The sequence below is a fragment of the Pseudomonas sp. P1_F7 genome (genome assembly GCF_056405655.1).
In genome coordinates, this window is the sequence record NZ_JBFUBR010000005.1 from 514,870 (window position 1) to 539,905 (window position 25,036).

The window sequence follows — 25,036 nt, forward strand, 5'->3', positions numbered from 1 at the left end:
GAGCTCTCCTGCTGCGTGTCTGTTCCCGGTCGAGTATAGGGAGGAGAGTTATATTCGTTAAGGAATAAGAAGCTATTTATTAAGATCTATATGGAATATTAGACAAATCCCCTGTGGGAGCGAGCCTGCTCGCGATAGCGGTGGATCAGCCACCCTTGATGAATTCACCCCATCGTCCGCCTGCAACTGCACGCGCACCTCGGGGTCCTTGGCCTTCGCCGACTTGAGGTTGAACTCCAGCAAGTCCGGTTGTATCTCGTCCTTGTTGATAAACAGTTTGCCGGCACCGTCGATGCTCACCACCAACGGGTCTTTCTGCTCCACCGGCGCGACCGCCTCGGTCTTGGGCAGGTTGATCGGTATCGCGTTGGTCAGCAGCGGTGCGGTGACGATGAACACCACCAGCAACACCAGCATCACATCCACCAACGGCGTCACATTGATCTCGCTGAGCACCTCATCAGTGTCTTGCGTAGAGAAGGCCATATCAGGACGCCTCCTTCACTTTCTGCGCATTGCCCTGGGCTGCCGCCTTGTGCGCCGTCGGGTGGATCAGCACACGGAACGAACTCTTCTGCGCCAGGCTGTAGAAGTCGTGGGCGAAGTCGTCCAGGTCAGCCGCCGTCAGTTTCAAACGACGCAAAAAATAGTTGTAAACCAGCACCGCCGGCACCGCGACGGCGATCCCTACGCCGGTGGCGACCAGTGCCGCACCAATCGGTCCGGCGACCGTTTCAAGGCTTGCCGAACCCGCCGCGCTGATGCCTTTCAACGCTTCCATGATTCCCCACACCGTGCCGAACAAACCAATGAACGGCGAGGTGCTGCCAATGCTCGCGAGCACCGCCAACCCGGTTTCCAGCGACCGGCGCTCGCGCACGATCTGCTGACGCAAGGCACGCTCCAGACGATCCTGATGATTGATCGCCTGGCTCAAGTCCGCCGCCTGTGGCGCCTCGCCCACCTGGATGGCCGCATAACCGGCCTGTGCAACCCGGGCTGCCGCTCCGGGCCGGGTTTCGCTCAGTTCGGCCGCCGAGTCGAGGCTCGAAGCGGCCCAGAACTGTTGATGAAACTTTCGATCCTGTGCCTTGAGGCGACCGAACTGCACGCCCTTGAGCAATGCCAGCCCCCAGGTCGCGACGGAAAAAACCACCAGCAGCCAGATCACCGCGCTTTCGATGGATTCAAGTGGAGATGCCAGTAACGTCATGGTGTATTCCTCGTGTAAACGTTTCGCGCGAAATTGGTTTCGGTTTAATGAATCTTGAAATCGATGGGCACGCTGACCCAGCCGTCCTGGGCGACATCACCTTGCTTGGCCGGCACGAAACTCCAGCGTTTCACTGCGTTCAGCGCCGCTTCGTCCAGTGCATCGCGACCGCTGCTTTTCTGCAGCTGGATCTCGCCAGGCTTGCCGCTGGCCAGTACATGCACGCGCAACAACACCGTGCCTTCCCAGCCGCGACGCTGGGCCAGTGACGGGTATTCCGGCGCCGGGTTTTTCAAGTAACCGGCGGTGGCCGAGGCCGGTGTCACTGGCGCAGGCGCAGGCGGTGCAGGTGGCGCCGGGGCCGCGACAGGCGCTGCCGGTTGTGGCGGCGCAGGTGGTTGTTCAACGGCTTTTGGTGCCGGTTTCGGTACCGGTTTGGCCACCGGCCTGGGCTTGGGAACCGGCTTCGGTGGAGGTGGCTTCACCGCCAGTTCGTCCTCCACGGGCGCAGGCGGCTCCACCACAGGCTGGACAGGTTGCGGTGGCGGCGGCTCGACCACCGGTGGCGCCGGACGCGAAAACTCGATGGTCATCGGCGGAATCTGCGGTGGCACGATGGGTAGCACGGTGGTCGGTTGCTGATTGACCCAATAGATCACCGCGCCATGCACCAGCAACGCCAGCACGCCCAGCACGATCGCTTCCCGTCGGCGAAGGACGCCCTTGGGCGCGCGCTGCAAACGCAACTGGCCCAAGGGCACCCGGTGCGGTCGGCCGAGGTCGACCAACTCACCACCGGGTGCCTGGCGCCACAGCACCTCATGTGCACCGGCGGCGATCTGGACATTGCCCATTGTTTAACTCCCTGCGGTCTCTTTGCGAATTACCGGAACGTCGTACTGAACATCCCCCGACGACGTCCTGGTAGAGCAATCATTGGCTTGAACACTTAGTTCTTAAAGTAATGTTTAAACTTATATTTAGACCTTAAGCGAATATATAAAACCATCAACCCACCGCCAGAGCCCGCCGTTCAAGGGCTCCGGCGTAGCGGAAAAAAACCGATGCCTTGCCCGCATTGAAAGTATTCATCCAAGGCATGGTTTTTCGCCGTCAGAAGTCGTATCGACCGGTCACGCCCAGCGTTCGCGGTGTGCCGAGCAGGCCTTCATATCCACCATTGGCGGCCGTCCACAGCGTCGTGTAGTAGGTTTTGTCGAAGGCGTTTTTCAGCCACAACGAAACGTCCCACTGCCCTTGGTTGAAGTCGCCGCGAAGGCCGGTGGACAGGTTGACCACCGCATAACTCGGGATCTGCCCGAAGTCGGAATCCTCTACCGTGCCCACCGCTTTGGAGCGGAACGCATAGCTGGCAGTGACGTACTCTTCGAAGCCGTTGCTCAGGTTCCATTTGTATTCGCCGTTGGCGTTGCCGATCCATTTCGAAGCACCGACTACTTGATGGCCGCTGAGGTCGCAGGACGCTGGAGCACCCGGCGCCAGGCTGACTTCCGGCGGGCACGGCGCGTCCTTGTAGGAGAGGTAGCTGACGTCGTTGTACGAACCATTGATGTTCAGCGTCAGGCCACGCAGCGGGATCAGGGTGCTTTCTAACTCCACGCCGCGTGAGCGCACCGAGCCGGCGTTGGTCAGGAACTGCACGCGGTTGACGTCGTCGAAGGCGTTGGTCTGATAGCCGTTGACCTGGGTCCAGAACAAGTTGGCGTTAAGTTGCAGGCGACGGTCCCACAGGGTGCTCTTGAAACCGAGTTCGGCGTTGTTGGCGCGCTCGGTACCGATCAGCAGCGAATCGGCACCGGCCACCGGCGCCGTGCCGACGGCCAGATTGATCCCACCGGATTTTTCGCCATGGGACAACGTGGCGTAAGTGAGCAGGTCGTCGGTGAGGCGGTAGCTGAGGTTCAACAGGCCCGAGGGACTGGAGCTGTACTGATTCAAATCGCCGGAGTCGAAGACGCCGGCGCGAGCACGTCGTGCCGCGGCCGCCGCACCGGTGACCGCTGCACCACCGGCCGGTGCATCACGGGTGACCCTGGCGTTTTTCTCCTCATAGGTGCCGCGCAACCCGGCAGTGAAATCCAGACGCTCAGTCAGGTGCCAGGTGCCTTGGGCGAACAGCGCGAAGCTGTTGGTTTCGATGTGACCGTTACCGACACTGTCGATGTTGTTCAGCGCCCCGTTGGGCGTGCCGTTCCAGATGTCCGCTTGCGGGCCGTAAAAGGTGAAGGATTTGTTGTCCAGGTCGGAACCGAAGTAATAGGCGCCAAGCACGTAATCGAAGAATCCACCGGCAGGCGACGCCAGGCGAAACTCCTGGGAGTACTGCTTATCCTCCACCGAAACGCCGGCGTTGCGGAAGGTGGATACGTTCAGGCCGTCATCATTGCGCGGGGTGAAATTCCACCAGCGATAGGAGCTGATGGAGGTCAGTGTGAAGTCGCTCGGCAGCGTCCAGTTGGCCTCGACCGACGTGCCGCCCTGATGCACGGTGACGTGCTGATCGTTGTTCAGGTTGACCTTGCGGTGCGTGCCGTCGACCAGTGTCGCGCCCGCCGCATTGGCCCGCGATTGATAGAGATTGAAGCCATTGATGGTCGGCCCGGTATTGAACAACACCCGGGTGCCGGCGCTGGAATCCTCTTCGTTGTAGTCGCCGATCCAGCGGAGGTTGAACGCCTCGTTGGGCTTGAACAGCAACTGGCCACGGAAGCCATCGCGCGAGCCACCGTTCAAATCGTGACCATCGAATTCGTTCTTGATATCGCCGTCGCTGCGGGTGCGATACGCAGAAAAGCGTCCGGCCAGTTCGTCATTCAGCGGGCCGGAAATCGTGCCCTTGGTCTGGAAGTAGCCGTCCTCGCCCACCGAAGATTCGATGCTGCGTTCGGGGGTAAAGGTCGGCGCGCGGGTGCTGATGTTGATCACGCCGGCGGTGGTGTTCTTGCCGAACAAGGTGCCTTGCGGACCGCGCAGCACTTCAAGCTGCTCGATGTCCATCAGATCGAATACGGCCATGCCGGGGCGGCCGAGGTAAACGTTGTCGATGTACAGGCCGACACTGCCTTCCAAGCCATCGCTGGCCGGGTTGTTGCCCAGGCCACGGATCGACACGCTGGACTGGCGCGCATGCATGTAGGCGACGTTGACGCTGGGCACCAACTGCTGCAAATCCTGGATGCGATAGACCCGCTGGATTTCCAGGGTCTGGCCACTGACCACACTCATGGGCGTCGGCACATCCTGCGAACTTTCTTCGCGACGGCGAGTGGTGACCGTCACGGTTTCCAGTTGCGCACTGTCGGCCGTGGCGGTTTTTGCGGGGGTGGTTTCAGGGGTGGTGCTGTCGGCCGCATAGCCTTGGGTCCAACTGGCGCTGCCTGCCAGCAACAAGGCCAGTGGCAGGCGTTTGAGCCGTTGGGGTGAAGAGGTTGAAGCGATGTGCAACGGACTCATAAGGCAGGGTTCCCGATCAAAAGAAATTCTGTATTGCTTGATAGGCCGCCATCGCCAGCAGGCTGGCTCCCACATTGGTTTTGTGTACGCCACAAATCCCCTGTGGGAGCCAGCCTGCTGGCGATGGCGTCAGCTCAGACGCCGTCGATATCCGGCCCTTTCACCGTCTGGCTGACCTGCCCGTTCACACCCACCGCCACCTCGCCCTTGAGCGTTACCCGGCGCACGATGCGGTCCTGGGTCCCGTAGTCATCCACCGCGTAATGCTGGGTGGAGCGGTTGTCCCAGATCGCCACATCACCGGCCTTCCAGCGCCAGCGCACGATGTTTTCCTGGCGGATCACATGGCTCTGCAACAGGCCGAACAAGTGCGCCGAATCGGCCTGGGAATAGCCCTTGATGCGTTTGACGAAATGCCCCAGCAACAGGCTCTTTTCACCGCTGACCGGGTGCACGCGGACCACCGGGTGCTCGGTCTCGTAGACGGTCGAAGTGAAGATCTTGCGATAGCGCTCCAGCTTCTCGGCCGAGACATCAGGCCTGGTGCCGGCGTAGTCGTATTCGTTGCTGTGCACGGCGACCAGTTTGTCGGCCAACTCACGCAGCTCCACCGACAACCCGTCATAGGCGGTGGCAGTGTTGGCCCACAGGGTGTCGCCACCGAAAGCCGGGGCCACCACCGAGCGCAGGACAGAGGCTTTGGGGTAGGCCTCGACGAAGGTCACGTCGGTGTGCCACGAGCTGGCTCGCTGGCCCTCGGCACCGTCCAGTTCCAGCAGAAAACGCGTGCCTTCGCGCACCGGCACGGTCGGGTGCGCCACCGGTTCGCCGAGCAGGTGGGCGAACGCCTCCTGGCGTTGATCGTCGAGCTGGGTCTGCTCGCGGAAGAAGATCACTTTGTATTGCAGCAGTGCCTGTTGAATGGCTTCAACAGTGGCGGCATCCAGCTCGCCCGAAAGCTGTACGCCACGGATTTCGGCACCGATGCGACCGGCCACCGGATGGATTTCAAGCGCGTGAACAGTGGGTTGTACTGCGAAAGCGGCATTGCTCATGGGTAGACCCTCATCGGACTGCTTGCGGTTGACCGGCCGCGAAACACTGCTCTATCTATATTCAATTTAGATCTAATAGATATCAACATGCTTCGTTGACGGAATAAGAGGTTGCATTTAAAACCTCAGTCAACCCTCGTCGCAAATGCCTTCGAGCTATTTTTAGGATGCCGGAAAAGCATATGGATCTTCGCCAGTTGCGTTACTTCATCGCCCTCGACGAACACCGCAGTTTCGTGCGCGCAGCCGAGGCCATGGGCATTACCCAGCCTGCCTTCAGCCGCAGCATTCAGGGGCTCGAACACGAGTTCGGCTGCGTCCTGGTGGACCGTGGCAACAAGGATCTGCGCCCCACCCCCGAAGGCCTGGTGGTGCTGCAACATGCCCGCAGCCTGGTGCAAGGCGCGGCCCTCTTGAATGCCGAAGTGACGCAGATGACCAAGCTAGATGCCGGCGAACTGCGCTTCGGCTGCGGCCCGGCACCTGCGGTGAAACTGGTGCCGGATGCGGTGGCGCAATTCATCAACGCGCACCCGAAAGTCCGCACCTGTTTCGAGGTGGATAACTGGGAAAAACTCAGCCGTGCGCTGAGCCGTGAGGAGATCGAATTCTTCATCGCCGACATCCGCCATTTCGAATCCGACCCGAACTTCCAGACCCAGGCCCTGACGCCCAAGCGCGGTGTGTTTTTCTGCCGCCCCGAGCACCCGCTGCTGGCCAAGGAGAGCCTGTCGACCAACGACATGTTCGATTACCCGCTGGCGACCACGATGATCCCGCCAGGCATTCGCAAACTGCTGGCGAACCTCAGTGGGCGGGTGGATTTTTCACCGAGCATCGAGACCGAGCATTTTCCTGCGCTGGTGAAAGTGGTGCTGCAATCCAACGCCATCGGCGTAGGGACGCAAGAGGCGTTTATCGAGGACATTGCCCAAGGTTCGCTGGCGCTGCTGCACTGGCGCAACCTGCCGCAGAACATCGAGAGCATGAATGCACGGTGCGGGATCGTCAGCCGCACCGGGTTCCGCTTGTCACCGGCGGCGCGGGCGATGATCGAGACGTTGGTGGCGGTGGACAGGCAGCAGATCAGCGTCGCGGTTTGATGGCCCCATCGCGAGCAAGCTCGCTCCCACAGGGGATCTCCGGTGTTCACACGGTCAGTGTGGGAGCGAGCTTGCTCGCGATGGGGCCAGTGAGCTCACTGAAGATTCAGAGCTTGGCAGCCGCCAACTCCGGCGCCACCCAATCGCTCACCTTGAACGACTTGCGAATCAGCTTCTGCTGCGAAGCCAAATCCACCGCGTCCTGCAATTTGCCAAGGAACACCGGGTCAAGCGTCGAGGGGAAAACCTCACTCAGTTTCTGATCCTTCAAATCCTGAGAAAGAATTACCGGTGGATAACTCGCCAGCCCCGACACCAACTGAATGTAGGCGTCCTTGTTGCTGTCCCGGGTCAGCCACTCCACGGCCTGCTGTTGGGCCTTGAGCAGTTTCGCCACCGCCTCCGGATGCGCATCGACAAACTTCCCGGTCCCTATCAGCACCGCCTGCACGCTGCCGGCGCCGCCCAGGTCCTTGGTATTGAGCGGCAACTCGGCCAGCCCCTTGGCTTGCAACGCCGTCAGCCCGGAACCGCCCCACGAGGCGTCGATCTGCTTCGCCGCCAGCGCCGCGACCGCCGCGTTGAAGTCGAGGTTGATGACTTTCACATCCTTCTCGCTCAACCCCTGGCTGGCCAGCGCCGCATCGAAGGACAACTGGCTGGCGGTGCCACGGAAGATGGCCACGCGTTTGCCCTTGAGGTCCTGCAGGGTCTTGATCCCCGAACCCGGCACTACGCCGAGGTAATGCTTCACCCCGCGCGCCGAGGCGCTGAGCAGTCGCGTATCCAGGCCATTGGACTTGCCGATGATGGCCGCCAGATCGCCGAGGTAGGCCAGGTCAACCTGACCGTTGGCGAACGCCTCGTTGATCACCGGGCCTGCGCCCTTGAAGAAGCTCCACTGAATCTTGATGCCTTGATCAGCGAAAGCCTTTTCGAAGATCTGTTGATCACGCAGTACATCCACGACACCGCCACCACTGTGCTGGGTCCCCGCACTCAGGTCCGGCACGGCGATGCGGATTTCCTTGAGCTCATCGGCGTTGACCGTGAAAGCCAGCAGCCCCGCCAGGGCCGGTGCGGCGAACAGACTGATGACACGTTTGAAGGGAAGGTTCATGGGTGCGGCTCCTTGGGGCAACGGGCGTTGAGGAGCCGAAAGTAGACCGAAGTGGAACCAACATTTAAATACTATAAATTCACATTTTTAGATTATTTAGATCTATATCAACCCCTTCGGGCCTCTAGAGCGTGTATGCAAAAACGGCATCAAAAATATTCTCCGAATGCATTGGATACGGCTGAACTGGAGGCCTTAAATGGCTTTTCTTATCTCTTAATAGAATTTATTTTATTTTTTATAGATCAATTTCGCATAAACCTTAACCCCCTGTGGGAGCGAGCTTGCTCGCGATAGCGGACGGGCAATCGACACATCTTTGCCTGACACACCGCCATCGCGAGCAAGCTCGCTCCCACAAAAAAGCAGGTCTTTATTGCAACCCGACAACGGAGGTCATCCATGGCCCGTGTTTCCCTTCTCAGCCTGCCACTGGCCGCGCCGTCACTTAAAAACAGGCAACGCTGGCCAAGCCTGAGCCAACGTTTGTTGCCGTGGTTGTTGCCAACCGCCCTGTTCAGCCTCTGGTGGCTCGCCAGCCGCAATCACTGGATGAGCGAGCAGATCCTGCCGGCGCCGACCCTGGTCTGGAGCAGCGCACTGGAACTGTCCCAAGGCGAGTTGTGGGGCCATTTGTGGATCAGCCTGCAACGCTTGTTCTGGGGGCTGCTGGCCGGGATCAGCGCTGGTGCAGTTTTGGGTGCGGCGCTGGGTTTCAGTCGTCGACTGGAGCGTCTGGTATTTCCAACCTTCGCCGGGCTGGCGCAGGTCCCTACCCTGGCCTGGATTCCGTTGTTCATGGTGTTTTTCGGCATTGGCGAAGTGCTGAAACTGGTGGTGCTGATCAAGGCCATCGTGGTGCCGGTGACCCTGCATACGCTGGTCGGCGTGCGCGACGCACAACCCAAGCTGCGCGAAGCCGCCGCCGTGTTGCGCCTGCCCAGGCACCTGTTGATCCGACGCCTGGTGCTGCCTGCCGCGCTGCCGGCATTCATGGCCGGTGTGCGCCTTGCGCTGGCCGCTGGCTGGACTTCACTGCTCGCTGTCGAACTGCTCGCTTCCAGTGAAGGCATCGGCTACCTGATGGTCTGGGCGCGGCAGCTGTTCATGCTCGACATCGTGTTCGTGTGCATTGTGGTGATCGGCTTGATCGGCGTGGCGATGGATCGCGGCATCGGTCTGCTGGACAGGAAACTGGTGCACTGGCCGCACCCGGCCACCGCCGAAATCCGTCGCGGACCGCGTTATCACGGTTGGCAGCGATTGCAACCGTGGCTGCTGCCGCTGGCGCTCCTGGCGTTGTGGCAACTGACCTCGGATCAGCAATGGATTGACGCGAACATTCTGGTCAGCCCGCTGGCTGTCCTGCAGACCACTCGGGATGGTTTGCTCGACGGCACACTGCTTGGCGGCATGGCCCTGAGCCTGGGCCGAACCCTTGGCGGATGGCTGCTCGGTGGCGGGCTTGGGTTTGCCTTGGGGTTGCTACTGGGGTTGTCGCGCACCAGCGAACGCGTGCTCGGCCCCACCCTCGCCGCCATCCGCCAGATCGCCATTTTCGCCTGGGTGCCGCTGCTCACCGCGTGGTTCGGTCTGGGGGAAATGGCCAAGTGGGTGTTCGTTGCCCTCGCCGCTTTTTTCCCGCTGTCTATCGCCACCCAACGCAGCGTCGCCCACCTGTCGCCGCAACTGAACGAGGCCGCGCAGGTGTTGCGCCTGAACCTGCGCCTGCGCCTCGGTCGACTGGTGCTACCGGGCGCGGCGCCGGGAATTTTTGCAGGGCTTCGGCTGAGCCTGATCTACGCCTGGCTCGGCACCATCGGCGCCGAATATTTCATGCCGTCCAACGGCGGCATCGGCAGCCAGATGATCGGCGCCCAGCAACTGCTGCGCATGGACCTGATCATGGCCGGCATGCTGCTGGTGGGCCTGACCGGCGCCCTGCTCAACCTCATTGGCCAACACCTGGAAATCTGCGCCACTCGCTGGAGACACGCATGAACGCACCGATTGTCAGCTTCAATCACGTGGGCAAAACCTTCGACGTCGACGGCTTCGAACTGGAGGCCATTCGCGAATTCAACCTGGACATTGCCGAGGGCGAGTTTGTCGCCATCGTCGGTTCCAGCGGTTGCGGTAAATCCACTTTGCTGCGGCTTCTGGTGGGCCTCGATACGCAGTTTCGCGGGCAGATCCGTGTGGATGGAAAAGCCGTCTGCGGCATCGGCGGCGAGCGCGGCATCGTCTTTCAGGAACACCGTTTGTTCCCGTGGCTGAGCGTGGCCGACAACATCGGCCTGGGCCTGGTCAACGAGCCATTGAGCGCTGCGCAAAAGCACAAGCGCATCCATGACTTCATCGAACTGGTGGGCCTCGGTGACTTTGCCCGCGCCTATCCACACCAGCTCTCCGGCGGCATGGCGCAGCGCGTGGCCATCGCTCGCGGCCTGGTGGCCAGCCCACGGATTCTGCTGCTGGACGAGCCCTTCGGCGCACTCGATGCGCTGACTCGCCAGCAGATGCAGGACGAACTGTTGGCGATCCGCGCCCGGGCAAAAATCACCACCGTGCTGGTCACCCACGATGTCGAGGAAGCGATCTTCCTCGCCGACCGCGTGGTGGTGATGGAGCCCCGTCCGGGGCGGATCAAGCAAGTGGTCGACATTGCCCTGCCCCATCCGCGCCAGCGCAGCAGTTTCGACTTCCACCAGCTGCGCGAAGAACTGCTGCACGAACTCACCAGCGACGATCACTACCAGCCCCCCGTGCCGGTGCAGGTCCGCGATCTGCCGCTGTCCTTCATTGCCTACTGAAAAAGGAAATTCCTGATGCCGCAACGTCCCAACTTTCTAGTGATCCTGGCCGATGACCTGGGCTTTTCCGACCTCGGCGCCTTCGGTGGCGAAATCAACACGCCGAACCTCGATGCATTGGCCAACAATGGCCTGCGCCTGACCGATTTCCACACTGCGCCGACTTGCTCGCCGACCCGTTCGATGCTCCTGACCGGAACCGACCACCACATCGCCGGCATCGGCACCATGGCCGAAGCATTGACCCCTGACCTGATCGGCAAGCCGGGTTACGAAGGGCACCTTAACGACCGCGTGGTGGCCCTGCCCGAGCTGCTGCGCGAGGCCGGTTATCAGACCTTGATGAGCGGCAAATGGCACCTGGGCCTGACCGCAGAACGGGCGCCTCACGCCCGGGGTTTCGAGCGTTCGTTTTCGCTGCTGCCCGGCGCCGCCAACCATTACGGCTTCGAGCCGACCTACGATGAAACGACGCCACGGCTGCTGAAATCCACCCCGGCGCTGTACATCGAAGACGACCAATTCATCGATGAACTGCCCAAGGATTTCTATTCCTCCGATGCCTTTGGCGACAAGCTGCTGCAATACCTCAAGGAGCGCGACCAGACCCGGCCGTTTTTCGCCTACCTGCCGTTTTCCGCGCCACACTGGCCGCTGCAGGCGCCGGCCGAGGTGGTGGAAAAATACCGCGGGCGCTATGACGCCGGCCCTGAGGTGCTGCGCCTTGAGCGCCTGGAAAAACTCAAAAAACTGGGGCTGATCGAGGCTGATGTCGAGCCCCATCCGTTGATCCAGTTGACTGCACAATGGGATGCCCTGAGCGACGAACAGCGACAGATCTCCGCGCGGGCCATGGAGGTTTATGCGGCGATGGTCGAGCGCATGGACTGGAACATCGGGCGCGTCGTCGATTACTTGCGCCAGCAGGGGCAACTGGACAACACCTTCATCCTGTTCATGTCCGATAACGGTGCCGAAGGGGCGCTGCTGGAGGCCTTTCCGAAATTCGGCCCGCAGTTGCTGACCTATCTCAACCAGCATTACGACAACAGCCTGGACAACATCGGCCGCGCCAACTCCTACGTCTGGTACGGGCCGAACTGGGCGCAAGTGGCGACCGCGCCGTCGCGGCTGTTCAAAGCCTTCACCACCGAAGGCGGGATCCGCGTTCCGGCGCTGGTGCACTACCCGCAGCTGTCGCTCAAGGGCCAGATCAGCCACGGTTTCGGCACAGTGATGGACATCACACCGACCATTCTGGATCTTGCCGGTGTGCGCCATCCGGGCAAGCAATGGCACGGCAAACCCGTGGCGGAAGTTCGCGGCAAGTCGTGGCTGGGGTTTCTGTCGGGCGAGACGGCGCAAGTGCATGACGAGCACACCGTTACCGGGTGGGAATTGTTCGGACGACGGGCGATTCGGCAGGGGCAATGGAAGGCGGTGTACATCCCGGGGCCGGTGGGGCCGGCAACCTGGCAGCTGTATGACCTGGGCAATGATCCGGGAGAGATTCATGACCTGGCGTCGAGCCAACCGCACAAGCTCAGTGCCTTGATCGAGCATTGGCAGCGGTATGTGGATGAGACTGGGGTGATATTGAGTGAGTCGCCGTTTCAGCCAGACTAAACATTACCCCCTGTGGCGAGGGAGCTTGCTCCCGCTGGGTCGCGAAGCGGCCCCCTTATCCCGAAAACGAAGGGGGCTGCTACGCAGCCCAACGGGAGCAAGCTCCCTCGCCACAAGTACGAGTCAGACTTGAGCGGTTTGTGTCCTAACACCTATCGCCTCTTCCTTGCCCTCAAACCGGTTGGCCCGCGCAAACGTGCCGAAATCATTGAACCGCACGCCCATCTCACGCATCACCTTGTGCCCCACCGGCACAGTCAATTGACGAATGTAGAACGGTTCCTTCACCACGAAGTGATGGATCCCGTGGCTGCTGCCGAAGTTGAAGCAGAACGCCTGCAACGGCCACAGCCACCACGCGTTCAGCACCTGGCACTGCTGCATCACGTTGCCCGGCTCCACGTCACCGTAGTAATGCATGTTCGAGCTGATGAAGTGCAGGCAGAACGTGCGCAACACGTTCGGGCCGATGATCACCACCGCCGCGATGTCGATCACCTGCATCACCGACAACGTGGTCGCCGACCACTCGATCGGTGCGCCCATCAGATGCGCAACGCCGTTCGCTGCGTGGAAACCGAGAAACACGTACCACGCCCCCCAATGCATCAGCGCCAGTGGTGCGTAGACCTTCAGCGTTCGGTAAATGATGCTGAACTTCATGGCCCATGTCTTGGCCCGCAACATGCGGATGAACGACGACATCATGTTGTCGCCAATCATCAAGAATCGCGCGATACCCCATGGCTCGCCGTTGGTGATGGCACGTTCTTCCATATCGGTTTCAGAACCCGACACCTTATGGTGATTGAGGTGCAGATGGCGGCGAATCCATGGGTTGATTGTGCTCGGCCGTGCCAGCCACACCAACCCCATCATCAGGTTGTGCGGCACCTTCCGCTTGCGGAAGTACATGCTGTGGATCAGGTCGTGTTCCAGCTCATGGGTCAACGAGGCGAAAAATGCGTTGAGCAGCAGGCACGCCCACCACGCCATGTGCCCGGTCATGTAGAGCGCCGCCGAACCGACTATGCCGGCCAGGGCGAAGGCCAGAATGCCCGCGCCGAGGGCGTCCTGATGCTTGAGAATCGGGTATTGCTCGCGCAGCTCGACGCCTCTGGCCAGCACCACTTCACGGATATGGGCCGATCGTTGAGCTGCATTCAGTCGTTGGGGGCTTGCAGAAGTACGGTCCATGCTTCCATCCTCTGGTTATTGATGGTTGCATCCTGCCTTGCGAACCCCCGCAATGCGGTAGCCGAGAACGCCAACCTGTTGACTGGAAGCGCCAATCAGCATGACTGAACCGACCTCCCTCGCCAGCTGGACCCGCGCCCTGCGCAAGCAACTCGATGCCCTGGGCATCGACAGTACCGCCCTGTGCCAGCAAGCGGGGCTCGACCCGCAACTGATGGACGACCCGAACGCGCGCTACCCGCTGTCGGGCACCACGCACCTGTGGAATCTGGCGGTGCAGGCCAGCGGCGACTCGGCGATCGGTTTGCGGGTTTCGCGTTTCGTCAGCCCGACCACTTTTCATGCGCTGGGTTATGCGCTGGTGGCCAGCGGCAGCCTGCGAGAAGTGTTCGAGCGCATCGTGCGCTATCACCAGGTGGTCAGCGATGCCCTGGAACTTGAGCTGACCCGCGCCGAGGATCGCTACTGTTTCCGCCTGAAAATTCCGATGGGCAATCCGGCCCCGGCCTTCGAAGCCATCGACGCGTTCATGGCGATTTACGTGCGCACCTGCCGCAATCGCCTGGGCCGCGACTACGCACCGCTGGCGACCTACCTGCGCCGCCCGGAGCCGGCAGACGCGCACCAATGGCATAAAGTCTTTCGCTCGCCCGTGCACTTCGGCGCCGACGAGGACCGACTGGAGTTCGCCCTCGTCGACTTTGACAGCCACCTGGACGACGCCAACCCGGAACTGGCCGAACACAACGAAACCGTGCTCGAGCGCACCCTGGCGCAACTCAAACCGATGACGTGGGAACGCAAGGTCCGCGACGCCATTGAAGAACAACTGCCCGAGGGCGAACCCAGCGCCGAACACATCGCCAAGGCCCTGCACCTGAGCCTGCGCAGCCTGCAACGGCATCTGGCAGATGAAGGCTACCGGTTCGATACGCTGCTCAACGAAAGCCGCGAAAACCTCGCGCTGCTGCACTTGCGTGACCCGCAATGTTCGTTGAGCGAGATCAGTTATCTGCTCGGGTTTGCCGACACCAGCAGCTTCAGTCGTGCGTTCAAGCGCTGGACCGGGATGACACCGGGGCAGTTTCGGGATGGGTTGCGCTGATAGATCCGGATGGTGAGTTGGCTGATCTGCCCCCATCGCGAGCAAGCTCGCTCCCACAGTTTTTTCGGTGACCACAAATCTCTGATTCACCCAGATCCCCTGTGGGAGCGAGCTTGCTCGCGATAGCGGACTGTCAGTCGACATACCTGGAGACTGACACACTGTCATCGCGAGCAAGCTCGCTCCCACAAGGGATATGCGTCGAGTTTCAGATTGTGGTCAGTTCCCGCAACCGGGCAGCATCGAGGATTTCAATTTCGCCGTAACTCAGCCCGATGATTCCCTGCCCCTGCAAATCCTTGAGAATCTGGTTGGTGGTCTGGCGCGACAGCGACAGCATTGATGCCAACTGCTCCTGGGGCAGTTGCAGGACGCGGCGTGGAGGGGTGGTCTCGCCATAGCCTTCGGCGATCATCAGCAAGCGGTGCGCCAGCCGTGCCGGGGCCGGCAACAGGCTCAGTTGTTCGAGGTTGATGAAGGTCATTCGCAATTTCTGGCTCATCAGCAAGGCCAGTTGCCGCCAGTGCTGCGGATGCTTGTCGAGCAGCGCCAGCAAGGTGTTCTGGGGAATGTGCAGCAGCGTGCACTGGCCCACGCCGTAGGCATCATGGGTGCGTGGCTGGCCATCGAACAGGCAGATTTCGCCGAACCAGTGCGGCGGCTCCACCAGACTCAGCAACGCTTCCTTGCCCTGCTCGCTGACGGCACCGACGCGCACCGCGCCTTCAAGCACCGCGTACAGGCCGCAGGGCGGATCGCCACGCTTGAACAGCCGCTGGCCCGGCGACAGGCGCCGCAGCCTGGCCGCCGACAGCAGGCTATCCTGTAGGGAAACAGGCAAATGGCTGAACCACTGACCGCTCATCAGGCGTGGACGCCAGACCTGCATATCCATGAAAACTCCTAGAGATTGTCGCCTGGCTGACAGAGCGGGAAGTGCCCCCGGGGCATGATCAATCACCCCACAGGAGAACAACAATGAAAAGCCTCGTCGACCACCTCAGTCAATACGCCGCCTACCACCGTGACCCGCGCAACATCGCATCGCACTTTATCGGCATTCCGCTGATCGTGGTGGCCGTCGCGGTGTTGCTGTCGCGGCCGGAGTGGTCGCTGGGCAGCGTGTGGCTGTCACCGGCGGTGCTCGTTTCGCTGGCATCGGCGTGGTTTTACCTGCGCCTGGAGTTGCGCCTGGGCGTGTTGATGACCCTGTTGCTCGGGCTGAGTGTCTGGGCCGGTCATGCGCTGGCGCAGCAAAGCGCGCTGGTCTGGTTGGGCAGCGGCGTGGCGATGTTCGTGATCGGCTGGGCGATTCAGTTTGTCGGCCATCACTACGAAGGGCGCAAACCGGCATTTGTCGATGACGTGACCGGGTTGATTGTCGGACCGCTGTTTGTGGTGGCGGAGCTGGCATTCATGCTGGGGATGCGGCATGAGCTCAAAGAGCAGATCGAGGCGCGGGCGGGGGGTGTGCGTCTGCGTCAGAAAAACGCTGCGGCGTAAGACGCCATCGCGAGCAAGCTCGCTCCCACAGTGGATCAGGGTTGAACACAATATTTTTGTGCCAACCCAAAACCCTGTGGGAGCGAGCTTGCTCGCGATGCTTTTGATCTTAAATGTTGGCGACCTTCTGCCAGACCTTCGGCTTGAAGAACAACGTCTCACCCTTCGCCAGACCGATCAGGCTGTCGTGATCCTTGACCACTTCGGCCTCGATCAGATCGCTCTGCCCCTCGACCTTCAAAGTCACCCGCGTCGTCGCCCCCAGCGGTCGAATGTCGCGCACTTCGGCCGCGTGGTGGTCTTCCAGTTCATGGCGTGACAGCGACACCTCGTGCGGGCGGAACAGCACGTGCCTGTCTTCACCCAGGTGCAGTCGGTTCGAATCACCGAGGAAGTGATAGACGAAATCGCTGGCCGGGTTTTCGTAAACGTCCCCCGGTGAACCGATCTGCTCGATCACACCTTTGTTCATCACCACGATACGGTCGGCGACTTCCATCGCTTCTTCCTGGTCGTGGGTCACGAACACCGAGGTCAGGTTGATGTCTTCGTGCAGACGCGCCAACCAGCGACGCAGTTCTTTACGGACCTTGGCATCGAGGGCGCCGAAAGGTTCGTCGAGCAGCAGCACTTTCGGCTCCACCGCCAGCGCTCGGGCCAGGGCAATACGCTGGCGCTGACCGCCGGAGAGTTGCTCAGGGTAGCGATCCGACAACCAGTCCAGTTGCACCATGTTCAGCAGTTCGTGAACCTTGGTTGCGATCTGGCTTTCGCTCGGGCGCTGGTTTTTCGGCTTCATGCGCAGGCCGAACGCGACGTTGTCGAACACCGTCATGTGGCGGAACAAGGCGTAGTGCTGGAACACGAAACCGACGTTGCGATCTCGCACGTCATGGCCGGAAACGTCTTCACCGTGGAACACGATGTTGCCCTGGTCCGGGGTTTCCAGGCCGGCGATGATCCGCAGCAACGTGGTCTTGCCGCAGCCCGACGGCCCGAGCAACGCGACGAGCTCGCCGCTCTGGATGTCCAGGCTGATGTTGTCCAGCGCCTTGAAGGCATGGAAGTTCTTGCTGACGTTACGCACTTCGATCGACATGAATTATTCCTCCGCGGCGCTGGCGCGCAGGCGGTTAATACGGTTTTCGCTCCACTGCTTGAGCAGCAGGATGAAGAGCGCCAGGATCAGCAACAGGCTCGCCACGGCGAACGCGGCCACGTGGTTGTATTCGTTGTAGAGGATCTCGACGTGCAACGGCAGGGTGTTGGTCACCCCGCGAATGTGCCCGGAAACCACCGACACCGCACCGAATTCCCCCATGGCCCGCGCGGTACACAACACCACACCGTAGATCAGGCCCCATTTGATGTTAGGAACGGTGACGTGCCAGAACATCTGCCAGCCGTTGGCCCCGAGCAGACGCGCGGCCTCCTCTTCCTGAGTGCCTTGTTCCTGCATCAGCGGGATCAGCTCCCGCGCCACGAACGGCACGGTGACGAAAATCGTCGCCAGCACGATGCCCGGCAGGGCGAAGACGATCTGGATGTCGTGGTCCTGCAACCATGGGCCGAATAGACCCTGGGCACCGAACATCAGCACATAGACCAGACCGGCAATCACCGGCGACACCGAGAACGGCAGGTCGATCAGCGTCACCAGCATGCTCTTGCCGCGGAACGAGTACTTGCTCACGCACCAGGCGGCACTGACGCCGAACACCAGGTTCAGCGGTACCGAAATCAGCACGGCGATGACCGTGAGTTTCAGTGCCGAAAGCGCGTCCGGCTCAAAGATCGCGGTGAAAAACGCCCCGAGGCCGAGCTTCAGACCCTGGGACACCACGATGAACAGCGGCAGCAGCAGGAACAGCGCAAAAGTCAGCCAGCCAAGGCCGATCAGAATTCGCCGCGAAGTCGCACTGCCACGACGGGCAGCGTTCGAGGAAGCGGCAGCAATAGACGATTGGGACATGGGTGCGCCTCCTTATGGGGTTTCGATGCGCCGCTGCAACAAGTTGATCAGCAGCAACAGGACGAAGGAAACCACCAGCATCAGTACACCAATGGAGGTAGCGCCGGTGTAATCGTATTGGTCGAGCTTGACCATGATCAGCAGCGGCAGGATCTCGGTTTTCATCGGCATGTTACCAGCGATGAAAATCACCGAACCATACTCGCCGACCCCGCGGGCAAAGGCCAAAGCGAAACCGGTAAGCCATGCAGGCAGCAGTGCCGGCAGCAGAATATGGCGGAAAACCTGCAATGGTTTTGCACCCAGGCACGCCGCCGCTTCTTCCACTTCACGAGGAATATCTGCCAATACTGGCTGTACGGTACGTACTACGAATGGAAGTGTCACAAAAGTGAGGGCAAGGGTGATGCCCAGAGGGGTGTAGGCGATCTTGAAACCCAGATCCGCTGCAAACTGACCGACCAGACCGGTAGGGGTGTACAACGCCGTCAGTGCAATACCGGCCACTGCCGTGGGTAATGCGAACGGCAAGTCGATCATTGCATCGATCACTTTTCGTCCAGGGAAGGTATAGCGCACTAATACCCAGGCCAGCAGCGTGCCGATGATGCCGTTGATGATCGCGGCACACAGTGCGGTGCCGAAACTGAGCTTCAGCGCCGCCAGCACCCGTGGTGCCGAGATGATTGCCCAGAACTGATCCCAGGTGAGTTGAGCGGCATGCACGAACATCGCCGCCAGTGGTATGAGCACAATCAGGCTGAGGTACACCAAGGTGTAGCCCAGCGTCAGCCCGAAGCCGGGTATGACGGGGGAGATACGACGCGACATAAAAGTCCTTGGTTGAGAACGCACAAAGCCTCGAATCGAAACTCGAGGCTCTTTGATGGCTATTTAAGATTACTGCGCCTGGTAGATCTGGTCGAACACGCCCCCGTCATTGAAGAATTTCGGCTGTGCGGCTTTCCAGCCGCCGAAGTCCTTGTCGATGCTCACCAGTTCCAGTTTCGGGAACTGCTGGGCGTACTTGGCGGCCACGTCCTTGTCACGTGGACGATAGAAGTTCTTCGCCGCGATCTCCTGGCCGGCCGGGCTGTACAGGTGCTTGAGGTAGGCTTCGGCAATCTGCTCGTTGCCCTTTTTCTCGGCGTTCTTGTCGACCACCGCCACTGGTGGTTCAGCGAGGATCGACAGCGAAGGCACGACGATGTCGAACTTGTCGGCGCCGCCCTCTTCTTTCAGGGCCAGGAAGGCTTCGTTTTCCCAGGCCAGCAATACGTCGCCCTGACCGTTGTTGACGAAGGTGATGGTCGAACCGCGTGCGCCGGTGTCCAGCACTGGCACGTGCTTGAACAGGTTTTGTACGTATTCCTTGGCCTTGGCTTCGTCGCCGCCATTGGCTTTCAGGCCGTAGGCCCAGGCCGCGAGGAAGTTCCAGCGTGCACCGCCGGAGGTTTTCGGGTTCGGTGTGATCACCGAGACGTCATTCTTGACCAGGTCGCCCCAGTCCTTGATGCCTTTGGGGTTGCCCTTGCGCACCAGGAACACGATGGTCGAGGTGTAAGGCGTGCTGGCGTCCGGAAGGCGCTTTTGCCAGTCCGCCGGCAGGGTCTTGCCGAGCTTGGCGATTTCGTCGATATCACCGGCCAGGGCCAGGGTCACGACGTCGGCACGCAGGCCATCGATCACCGCCCGACCTTGCTTGCCCGAGCCGCCGTGGGATTGCTGGACCTTCACGGTGTCGCCTGCGTGGTCCTTCTGCCAGAACTTGATGAACTCGGCGTTGTAGTCCTGATACAGCTCGCGAGTCGGGTCGTACGACACGTTGAGCAGCTCGTAGTCCTTGGCAACTGCGGAACCGGCAAAAAGGGCGCTGGCCAGGGCGGCCAATGCGAAGTGGCGAATCGACGACATGATGAAAGCTCCTGGAATTCTTGGTGTGTTGGCTTTTTCTTATGGGATATCGGAAATCGCGGTGCCTGATTCGCCTCAGCCCGGCTTGTTGCCCGGCTGCTGCAAACGGAATTTTTCTTTGCGCTCGATCTGCACCACCTGGGCGTTGTGCACGGTGATTTCCACGGCACCAAAGCGCAGGTCGCGCAGGGCACTCTGGATTTCACGCAGGATGGTGGCTTCGTCTTGACCGTCGACGCTACGCAGGGATGCGCTCATATTGCTGCTCCTTCAACTGAGAGGTTGCCTCGCAGTGTCGGCACTGCTTGCGGCGTGAGAGCAATACTAGAGAGGTGTAGATATTCTTAAAAAGACTATTTAAGAATGTTTATATAACCAGAAGAGATTAACTGCAGAGGCAAGGGTTTGAGGTGAATCACCCTCTTACAAGCACACCAAAAACCCTGTGGGAGTATCAATTGTTTGGCATGGGTGCTTACCCGATCACCGGCGCATGCGTCCAATCGAGCTGCACCGCTGGCACCGGCCGCCCATACCAGTAACCCTGACCCAGATCGCAACCGTGTTCGAGCAGAAACGCCGCCTGCTCAGCCTGCTCGATCCCCTCGGCATGGACCTGCATGCCCATGCTCTGCGCCAGCGCAATGATCACCCGCGAGATCGCCGCATCATCCTCATCCCACGGCAATCCGGCGACGAAGCCCTGGTCGATTTTCAGCTTCTGCACCGGCAGACGCTTGAGCCGCAGCAGCGATGAGTAACCCGTGCCAAAGTCGTCGATGGCCAGGCGCACACCCAACTCGCGCAGGCGATGCATCTGTTCCAGCGCAACTTCCGGGTCCTCCATCACCGCACTTTCAGTGACTTCCAGCTCCAGAAACGCCGGTTCCAGCCCGGTTTCGCGCAGCACCTGCGCCACCTGCTGATACAGCTCACGGCGGGCGAACAAACGCGAAGAAACGTTGACTGCGACGAACGACAGCACCGCCCCGCCCTGCTGCCACTGACACATCTGCCGGCACGCCTGCGCCATGACCCAGGCATCGATTTCAGCAATCAGACCGGTTCGTTCGGCGACCGGAATGAATTCCGCCGGCGACACCAGACCCCGCTGCGGGTGCTGCCAACGCACCAGCGCCTCGACGCCAATCAGGCGACTGGTCTTGAGGTCGTGAACCGGCTGGTAATGGACCCGCAGCTCTTGCCGGTCCAGGGCACGGCGCAATTCGAAGGCGATTTCGACCCGTTGCTGGGCGTGGGCCGTCAGCTCTTCGGTGTACAGGGCATAATCATTGCGCCCCGTGCTCTTGGCCTTGAACAGTGCAGAGTCGGCATTACGCAACAGCTGCTCGACGCTCAAGGCATCGCTGGGGAACAGGCTGATGCCGATGCTGGTGTTGATGAACAACTGGTGCCCATCAATGAGGAAAGGCTCTTTGAGGCCATCGATAATCCGCTGGGCCAACGCAGCGGCCTGAACCAGTTGCGGACAGCTTTCGGCGAGTACGGCGAACTCATCTCCGCCCAGCCTGGCCAGGGTGAAGCCAGGACCGAACATGGCGCCCAGGCGCTCTGCCACAGCCTTGAGCAACTGGTCGCCAATGGTATGCCCGAGGCTGTCGTTGATCATCTTGAAGTGATCGAGATCGATCATCAGCAGCGCGCAGCCACGCTTATGGACCTGCGCAGAGGCCAGGGCCTGTTCGGCGCGGTCGGTGAACAGCAGTCGGTTCGGCAGGTCAGTCAGCGGATCGTGGTGCGCCAGGTGCATCAGTTCGTGTTCGGAGTTCTTGATTGCACTGATGTCGGTAAACACCGCCACATATTGGCTCGGTAGGCCGTAGTCGTCGTGGATCAGGCGGATCGTTTGCCATTGCGGGTAAATCTCGCCGCTTTTACGCCGATTCCAGATTTCCCCACTCCACTCCCCGACACTGGCGAGCGTGGCAAACATCACTTGATAGAACTCAGGGGAATGTCGCCCGGACTTGAACAGATTGGGCCGCTGCCCCAGCACGTCCTCACACCCGTAACCGGTGATTTCCATAAAGGCCCGGTTCACATGGACGATCACGCCTTCCCGATTGGTGACCAGCACGCCTTCGCGGGTGCAGTCGAACACCGCCGCCGCCTGGCGCAAGCGCATGCGATCGGCATCGCGCTCACGCAGTTTGGCACCGATACCCAGACACCGCAGCAGCCGCGCCCGGGCAATGAAGATCAACCCGGCGCTGAACAGCACCCAGACATAACCGTTGATCAGTTGCCATCGCAGTCGCTCGGCAGAGCTATCGAAGAAACTGTTTAATAAGTAGCCACTGATCTGCAGCCAAACCACAGAAAGCAACAGATAGAGCAGCGTTGCGCGCAAGGCATCGCGATAGGTGGCAGACATCCGGCGATCCATGTCCCTACTAAAAGGTTGGGATTATAGTTTAAAGACACATCCAGCCACTCTTATCTGAAAGGGCGACTGGTTTTCTGTGTGGGCTTAGTGATAATGCAACGGCTGTTTTTTCTTTATCGAGGGCCCTACAGCCTATGTGGTACGAAGGTTTTCTTGGCTTGTCGCCCTGGTCTCTGGTAGCAGTCACCCTGCTGATGACCCACGTCACGATCATCGCCGTCACGGTCTATCTGCATCGTTACTCGGCCCATCGCTCCCTGGAGCTGAATGGGGGCCTCAAGCATTTCTTCCGTTTCTGGCTGTGGCTGACCACGGCGCAGAACACCCGCGAGTGGACCGCCATCCACCGCAAGCATCACGCCAAATGCGAAACCGTCGATGATCCGCACAGCCCGGTCATCAAGGGGTTGTCCACGGTGCTGCGCAAAGGCGCCGAGTTGTACCGCGCCGAAGCGGAAAACCCCGAGACGCTGCGCATCTACGGCAAGAACTGCCCCGAAGACTGGATCGAGCGCAACCTCTACAGCCGCTATCCGCTGCTGGGCATTGCGATCATGGGCGTTATTGACCTGCTGCTGTTCGGCACCATCGGCATCACCATCTGGGCCATCCAGATGATGTGGATCCCGGTATGGGCCGCCGGCGTGGTCAATGGCCTGGGCCATGCCATCGGCTACCGCAACTTCGAATGCCGCGATGCGGCGACCAACCTGGTGCCGTGGGGCATCCTGATTGGCGGCGAAGAACTGCATAACAACCATCACACCTACCCTAACTCGGCAAAACTGTCGGTGAAGAAGTGGGAATTCGACCTGGGCTGGGCGTGGATTCAAGTCTTCAGCTTCCTGCGCCTGGCCAAGGTCCAGCGGGTTGCGCCAATTGCCCATCGCGTCGAAGGCAAGGGCAACCTTGACATGGACACCGCCATGGCGATCCTCAACAACCGCTTCCAGATCATGGCCCAGTACCGCAAATTGGTGATCGGCCCACTGGTCAAGCAAGAGCTGGAAAAGGTCGATCACTCGGTACGTCACCAGTTCCACCGGGCCAAACGCCTGCTTTCGCGGGAGACCAGCCTGCTGGATGACAAACACCATGTACGCATCCAGAACATGCTCGAGCACAGTCAGGCGCTGAAGGTAATTTACGAGAAACGCCTGGCCCTGCAGCAGATCTGGGTCAAGACCAGCTCAAATGGTCACGACATGCTCGCGGCCATCAAGGACTGGATACATGAAGCCGAAGCCAGCGGGATTCAGTCCCTGCGCGAATTCGCCGATCAGTTGAAGACCTACTCTCTGCGTCCTGCCGCCGTCTGAAAAACCCAGTGGGAGCGAGCTTGCTCGCTCCCACTGGGTTATGTGGTGTGACTGCAATATCGCGCCATCAGTACCGCCCGGCGGGAGCCAGCTCCCTCGCCACAAAAGACGGGAACTTCACCCGAAAAGCCCTATCTCAAAGACACTTCGCCATCCCCCGGCGGGCTTGATGTTGACCGCCATCTAACACGCGGCGTGCCCTTTGAGATTTGTGTCGATGGCCCAGAAAGACCTGCAAGACTCATCTCCATCACATGGGCCCGAGGCCGCGCAGACCCTGATTGCGCTGATTCACGCCCAAGGTGAAGTCGCACGCCTGAGCGAACGCGAACAGTTGCTCAACACCTTGCTGATGAGCGTCAACGCGGTGCTGTGGGCATTCGATTGGGAAACCCGTCAGGTGCTTTACGTCAGCCCTGCCTATGAGCGGATCTTTGGCCGTTCGGCTGATCGGCTGCTGGCCGACTGCAATCAATGGCGCGACAGCATTTACCCTGACGACCTGGACTACGCCGAACGCAGCTTGGCCGAAGTGCTGGACAACGGCGCCGTCGAAGACCGCGAGTATCGAATCATTGCCGCCGATGGCCAGGTGCGCTGGCTCAGCGACAAATGCTACGTCAACCGCCAGGTCGAGCCGGGGCAACCGGTGATCATCGTCGGTATCGCCGAAGACATCACCGACAAAAAGCGGATGGAAAGCGAGCTGCATCGCCTGGCCACCACCGACGCCCTGACCCAGAGCAGCAATCGCCGGCATTTCTTCGAATGCGCCCACCGCGAGTTCGCACACGCCCGGCAACGGGGCGAGCCGTTGTCATTCCTGATGCTGGACATCGATGACTTCAAAATGGTCAACGACACCTACGGTCACCAGAAAGGCGACAACGTGTTGCAACACATTGCCGATAGCGGCCGCGCAGCGTTGCGCCGTGGCGACCTGTTCGGGCGCATTGGCGGTGAGGAGTTCGCAGCGGTGTTTCCCGGCTGTACGCCGCAGATGGCCCTGCAAGTGGCTGAACGCTTGCAACTGCAGATTCAGCGATTGCGTTTCACCCATGAAGGCCAGACGTTCGGCATCACCGTCAGCCAGGGCCTGACCAGCCTGACCGCCACGGATGAAAACGTGGAAAACCTGTTTTCCCGGGCGGATGCCGCGATGTATCAGGCCAAGCGCGAGGGCAAGAACCGGATTGTTACCGCCTGACAGGATCC

Annotated in this window: 22 protein-coding genes; 8 read left to right on the plus strand and 14 right to left on the minus strand. The window is 60.5% G+C overall.

The genetic code is table 11. From position 1 onward, the window contains the following. Window positions 1–72 precede the first annotated feature (72 nt). From AC1D1M_RS10750 to AC1D1M_RS10770, 5 genes are all read right to left on the minus strand, one after another. Entirely contained in the window at window positions 73–486 is a 414-nt protein-coding gene (locus AC1D1M_RS10750) for an ExbD/TolR family protein (protein ID WP_477775615.1), read from the minus strand. Window position 487: 1 nt separating this feature from the next. Next, entirely contained in the window at window positions 488–1,213 is a 726-nt protein-coding gene (locus AC1D1M_RS10755; RefSeq protein ID WP_110660782.1) for a MotA/TolQ/ExbB proton channel family protein, read from the minus strand. A 44-nt stretch (window positions 1,214–1,257) separates the two neighbouring features. Then, the gene (locus tag AC1D1M_RS10760; protein ID WP_477775616.1) at window positions 1,258–2,067 is read right to left on the minus strand and encodes an energy transducer TonB; all 810 of its coding nucleotides are present in this window, start codon (window positions 2,065–2,067) and stop codon (window positions 1,258–1,260) included. A gap of 259 nt (window positions 2,068–2,326) precedes the next feature. Next, on the minus strand, window positions 2,327–4,687 hold the full coding sequence (locus tag AC1D1M_RS10765) for a TonB-dependent receptor (protein ID WP_477775617.1): 2,361 nt from the start codon (window positions 4,685–4,687) through the stop codon (window positions 2,327–2,329). Between the two features lie 134 nt (window positions 4,688–4,821). Continuing rightward, window positions 4,822–5,742, minus strand: a complete 921-nt coding sequence (locus AC1D1M_RS10770) for a TauD/TfdA dioxygenase family protein (protein ID WP_477775618.1) — start codon at window positions 5,740–5,742, stop codon at window positions 4,822–4,824. A gap of 182 nt (window positions 5,743–5,924) precedes the next feature. On the opposite strand from AC1D1M_RS10770, the gene AC1D1M_RS10775 reads away from it, so the two are divergent. After that, window positions 5,925–6,845, plus strand: a complete 921-nt coding sequence (locus tag AC1D1M_RS10775) for a LysR family transcriptional regulator (protein WP_477775619.1) — start codon at window positions 5,925–5,927, stop codon at window positions 6,843–6,845. Between the two features lie 106 nt (window positions 6,846–6,951). Here AC1D1M_RS10775 and AC1D1M_RS10780 read toward each other — a convergent pair whose 3' ends face one another. Then, window positions 6,952–7,965, minus strand: coding sequence for an ABC transporter substrate-binding protein (locus tag AC1D1M_RS10780; RefSeq protein WP_477775620.1), 1,014 nt, complete (start codon window positions 7,963–7,965; stop codon window positions 6,952–6,954). A 402-nt stretch (window positions 7,966–8,367) separates the two neighbouring features. On the opposite strand from AC1D1M_RS10780, the gene AC1D1M_RS10785 reads away from it, so the two are divergent. From AC1D1M_RS10785 to AC1D1M_RS10795, 3 genes are read left to right on the plus strand one after another with little or no spacing between them, the layout of a single operon-like run. Next, window positions 8,368–9,966: an ABC transporter permease gene (locus tag AC1D1M_RS10785; protein WP_477775621.1), complete on the plus strand. Its 1,599-nt coding sequence runs from the start codon at window positions 8,368–8,370 to the stop codon at window positions 9,964–9,966. Beyond that, on the plus strand, window positions 9,963–10,778 hold the full coding sequence (locus AC1D1M_RS10790; RefSeq protein WP_477775622.1) for an ABC transporter ATP-binding protein: 816 nt from the start codon (window positions 9,963–9,965) through the stop codon (window positions 10,776–10,778). Before AC1D1M_RS10785 ends, AC1D1M_RS10790 begins: the two co-directional genes overlap by 4 nt. Window positions 10,779–10,793: 15 nt before the next feature. Then, on the plus strand, window positions 10,794–12,404 hold the full coding sequence (locus AC1D1M_RS10795) for an arylsulfatase (protein WP_477775623.1): 1,611 nt from the start codon (window positions 10,794–10,796) through the stop codon (window positions 12,402–12,404). A gap of 123 nt (window positions 12,405–12,527) precedes the next feature. Here the strand turns inward: AC1D1M_RS10795 and AC1D1M_RS10800 are convergent, their stop codons facing one another. Beyond that, on the minus strand, window positions 12,528–13,601 hold the full coding sequence (locus AC1D1M_RS10800; protein WP_477775624.1) for a fatty acid desaturase: 1,074 nt from the start codon (window positions 13,599–13,601) through the stop codon (window positions 12,528–12,530). A gap of 100 nt (window positions 13,602–13,701) precedes the next feature. Between AC1D1M_RS10800 and AC1D1M_RS10805 the strand changes: the two genes are divergently transcribed. Next, a complete protein-coding gene (locus tag AC1D1M_RS10805) occupies window positions 13,702–14,706 on the plus strand; it encodes an AraC family transcriptional regulator (protein WP_477775625.1) in 1,005 nt (334 codons plus the stop codon). A gap of 208 nt (window positions 14,707–14,914) precedes the next feature. On the opposite strand, the gene AC1D1M_RS10810 is transcribed toward AC1D1M_RS10805, so the two are convergent. Further along, the gene (locus tag AC1D1M_RS10810; protein WP_477775626.1) at window positions 14,915–15,601 is read right to left on the minus strand and encodes a Crp/Fnr family transcriptional regulator; all 687 of its coding nucleotides are present in this window, start codon (window positions 15,599–15,601) and stop codon (window positions 14,915–14,917) included. An 83-nt stretch (window positions 15,602–15,684) separates the two neighbouring features. Here AC1D1M_RS10810 and AC1D1M_RS10815 point away from each other — a divergent pair, with 83 nt between their 5' ends. After that, window positions 15,685–16,209, plus strand: coding sequence for an Mpo1 family 2-hydroxy fatty acid dioxygenase (locus AC1D1M_RS10815; protein ID WP_477775627.1), 525 nt, complete (start codon window positions 15,685–15,687; stop codon window positions 16,207–16,209). Between the two features lie 109 nt (window positions 16,210–16,318). Here AC1D1M_RS10815 and AC1D1M_RS10820 read toward each other — a convergent pair whose 3' ends face one another. The 6 genes from AC1D1M_RS10820 to dibA all read right to left on the minus strand — a co-directional run bounded on the left by AC1D1M_RS10820 (window position 16,319) and on the right by dibA (window position 22,490). Then, complete coding sequence (locus AC1D1M_RS10820; RefSeq protein ID WP_090452434.1) at window positions 16,319–17,308, minus strand: sulfate/molybdate ABC transporter ATP-binding protein; 990 nt, start codon at window positions 17,306–17,308, stop codon at window positions 16,319–16,321. A gap of 3 nt (window positions 17,309–17,311) precedes the next feature. After that, window positions 17,312–18,181, minus strand: coding sequence for a sulfate ABC transporter permease subunit CysW (gene cysW / locus AC1D1M_RS10825; protein WP_477775628.1), 870 nt, complete (start codon window positions 18,179–18,181; stop codon window positions 17,312–17,314). Between the two features lie 12 nt (window positions 18,182–18,193). Further along, window positions 18,194–19,012 carry a sulfate ABC transporter permease subunit CysT gene (gene cysT, locus AC1D1M_RS10830; protein ID WP_007972956.1) on the minus strand — a complete coding sequence of 273 codons (819 nt, stop codon included), beginning with the start codon at window positions 19,010–19,012 and terminating at the stop codon, window positions 18,194–18,196. A gap of 69 nt (window positions 19,013–19,081) precedes the next feature. Then, complete coding sequence (locus AC1D1M_RS10835; RefSeq protein WP_477775629.1) at window positions 19,082–20,095, minus strand: sulfate ABC transporter substrate-binding protein; 1,014 nt, start codon at window positions 20,093–20,095, stop codon at window positions 19,082–19,084. Between the two features lie 75 nt (window positions 20,096–20,170). Continuing rightward, window positions 20,171–20,353, minus strand: coding sequence for a sulfur starvation response protein OscA (oscA, locus tag AC1D1M_RS10840; protein ID WP_007975618.1), 183 nt, complete (start codon window positions 20,351–20,353; stop codon window positions 20,171–20,173). A 217-nt stretch (window positions 20,354–20,570) separates the two neighbouring features. Further along, window positions 20,571–22,490 carry a phosphodiesterase DibA gene (gene dibA / locus AC1D1M_RS10845; RefSeq protein WP_477775630.1) on the minus strand — a complete coding sequence of 640 codons (1,920 nt, stop codon included), beginning with the start codon at window positions 22,488–22,490 and terminating at the stop codon, window positions 20,571–20,573. Window positions 22,491–22,636: 146 nt separating this feature from the next. Here dibA and desA point away from each other — a divergent pair, with 146 nt between their 5' ends. Together desA and AC1D1M_RS10855 are read left to right on the plus strand one after the other, a co-directional pair. Beyond that, entirely contained in the window at window positions 22,637–23,821 is a 1,185-nt protein-coding gene (gene desA, locus AC1D1M_RS10850; RefSeq protein WP_046040722.1) for a delta-9 fatty acid desaturase DesA, read from the plus strand. Window positions 23,822–24,038: 217 nt separating this feature from the next. Further along, window positions 24,039–25,028 (plus strand): GGDEF domain-containing protein, encoded by a 990-nt coding sequence (locus tag AC1D1M_RS10855; RefSeq protein WP_477775631.1) that lies wholly within the window; start codon window positions 24,039–24,041, stop codon window positions 25,026–25,028. The last annotated feature ends 8 nt before the right edge of the window (window positions 25,029–25,036 follow it).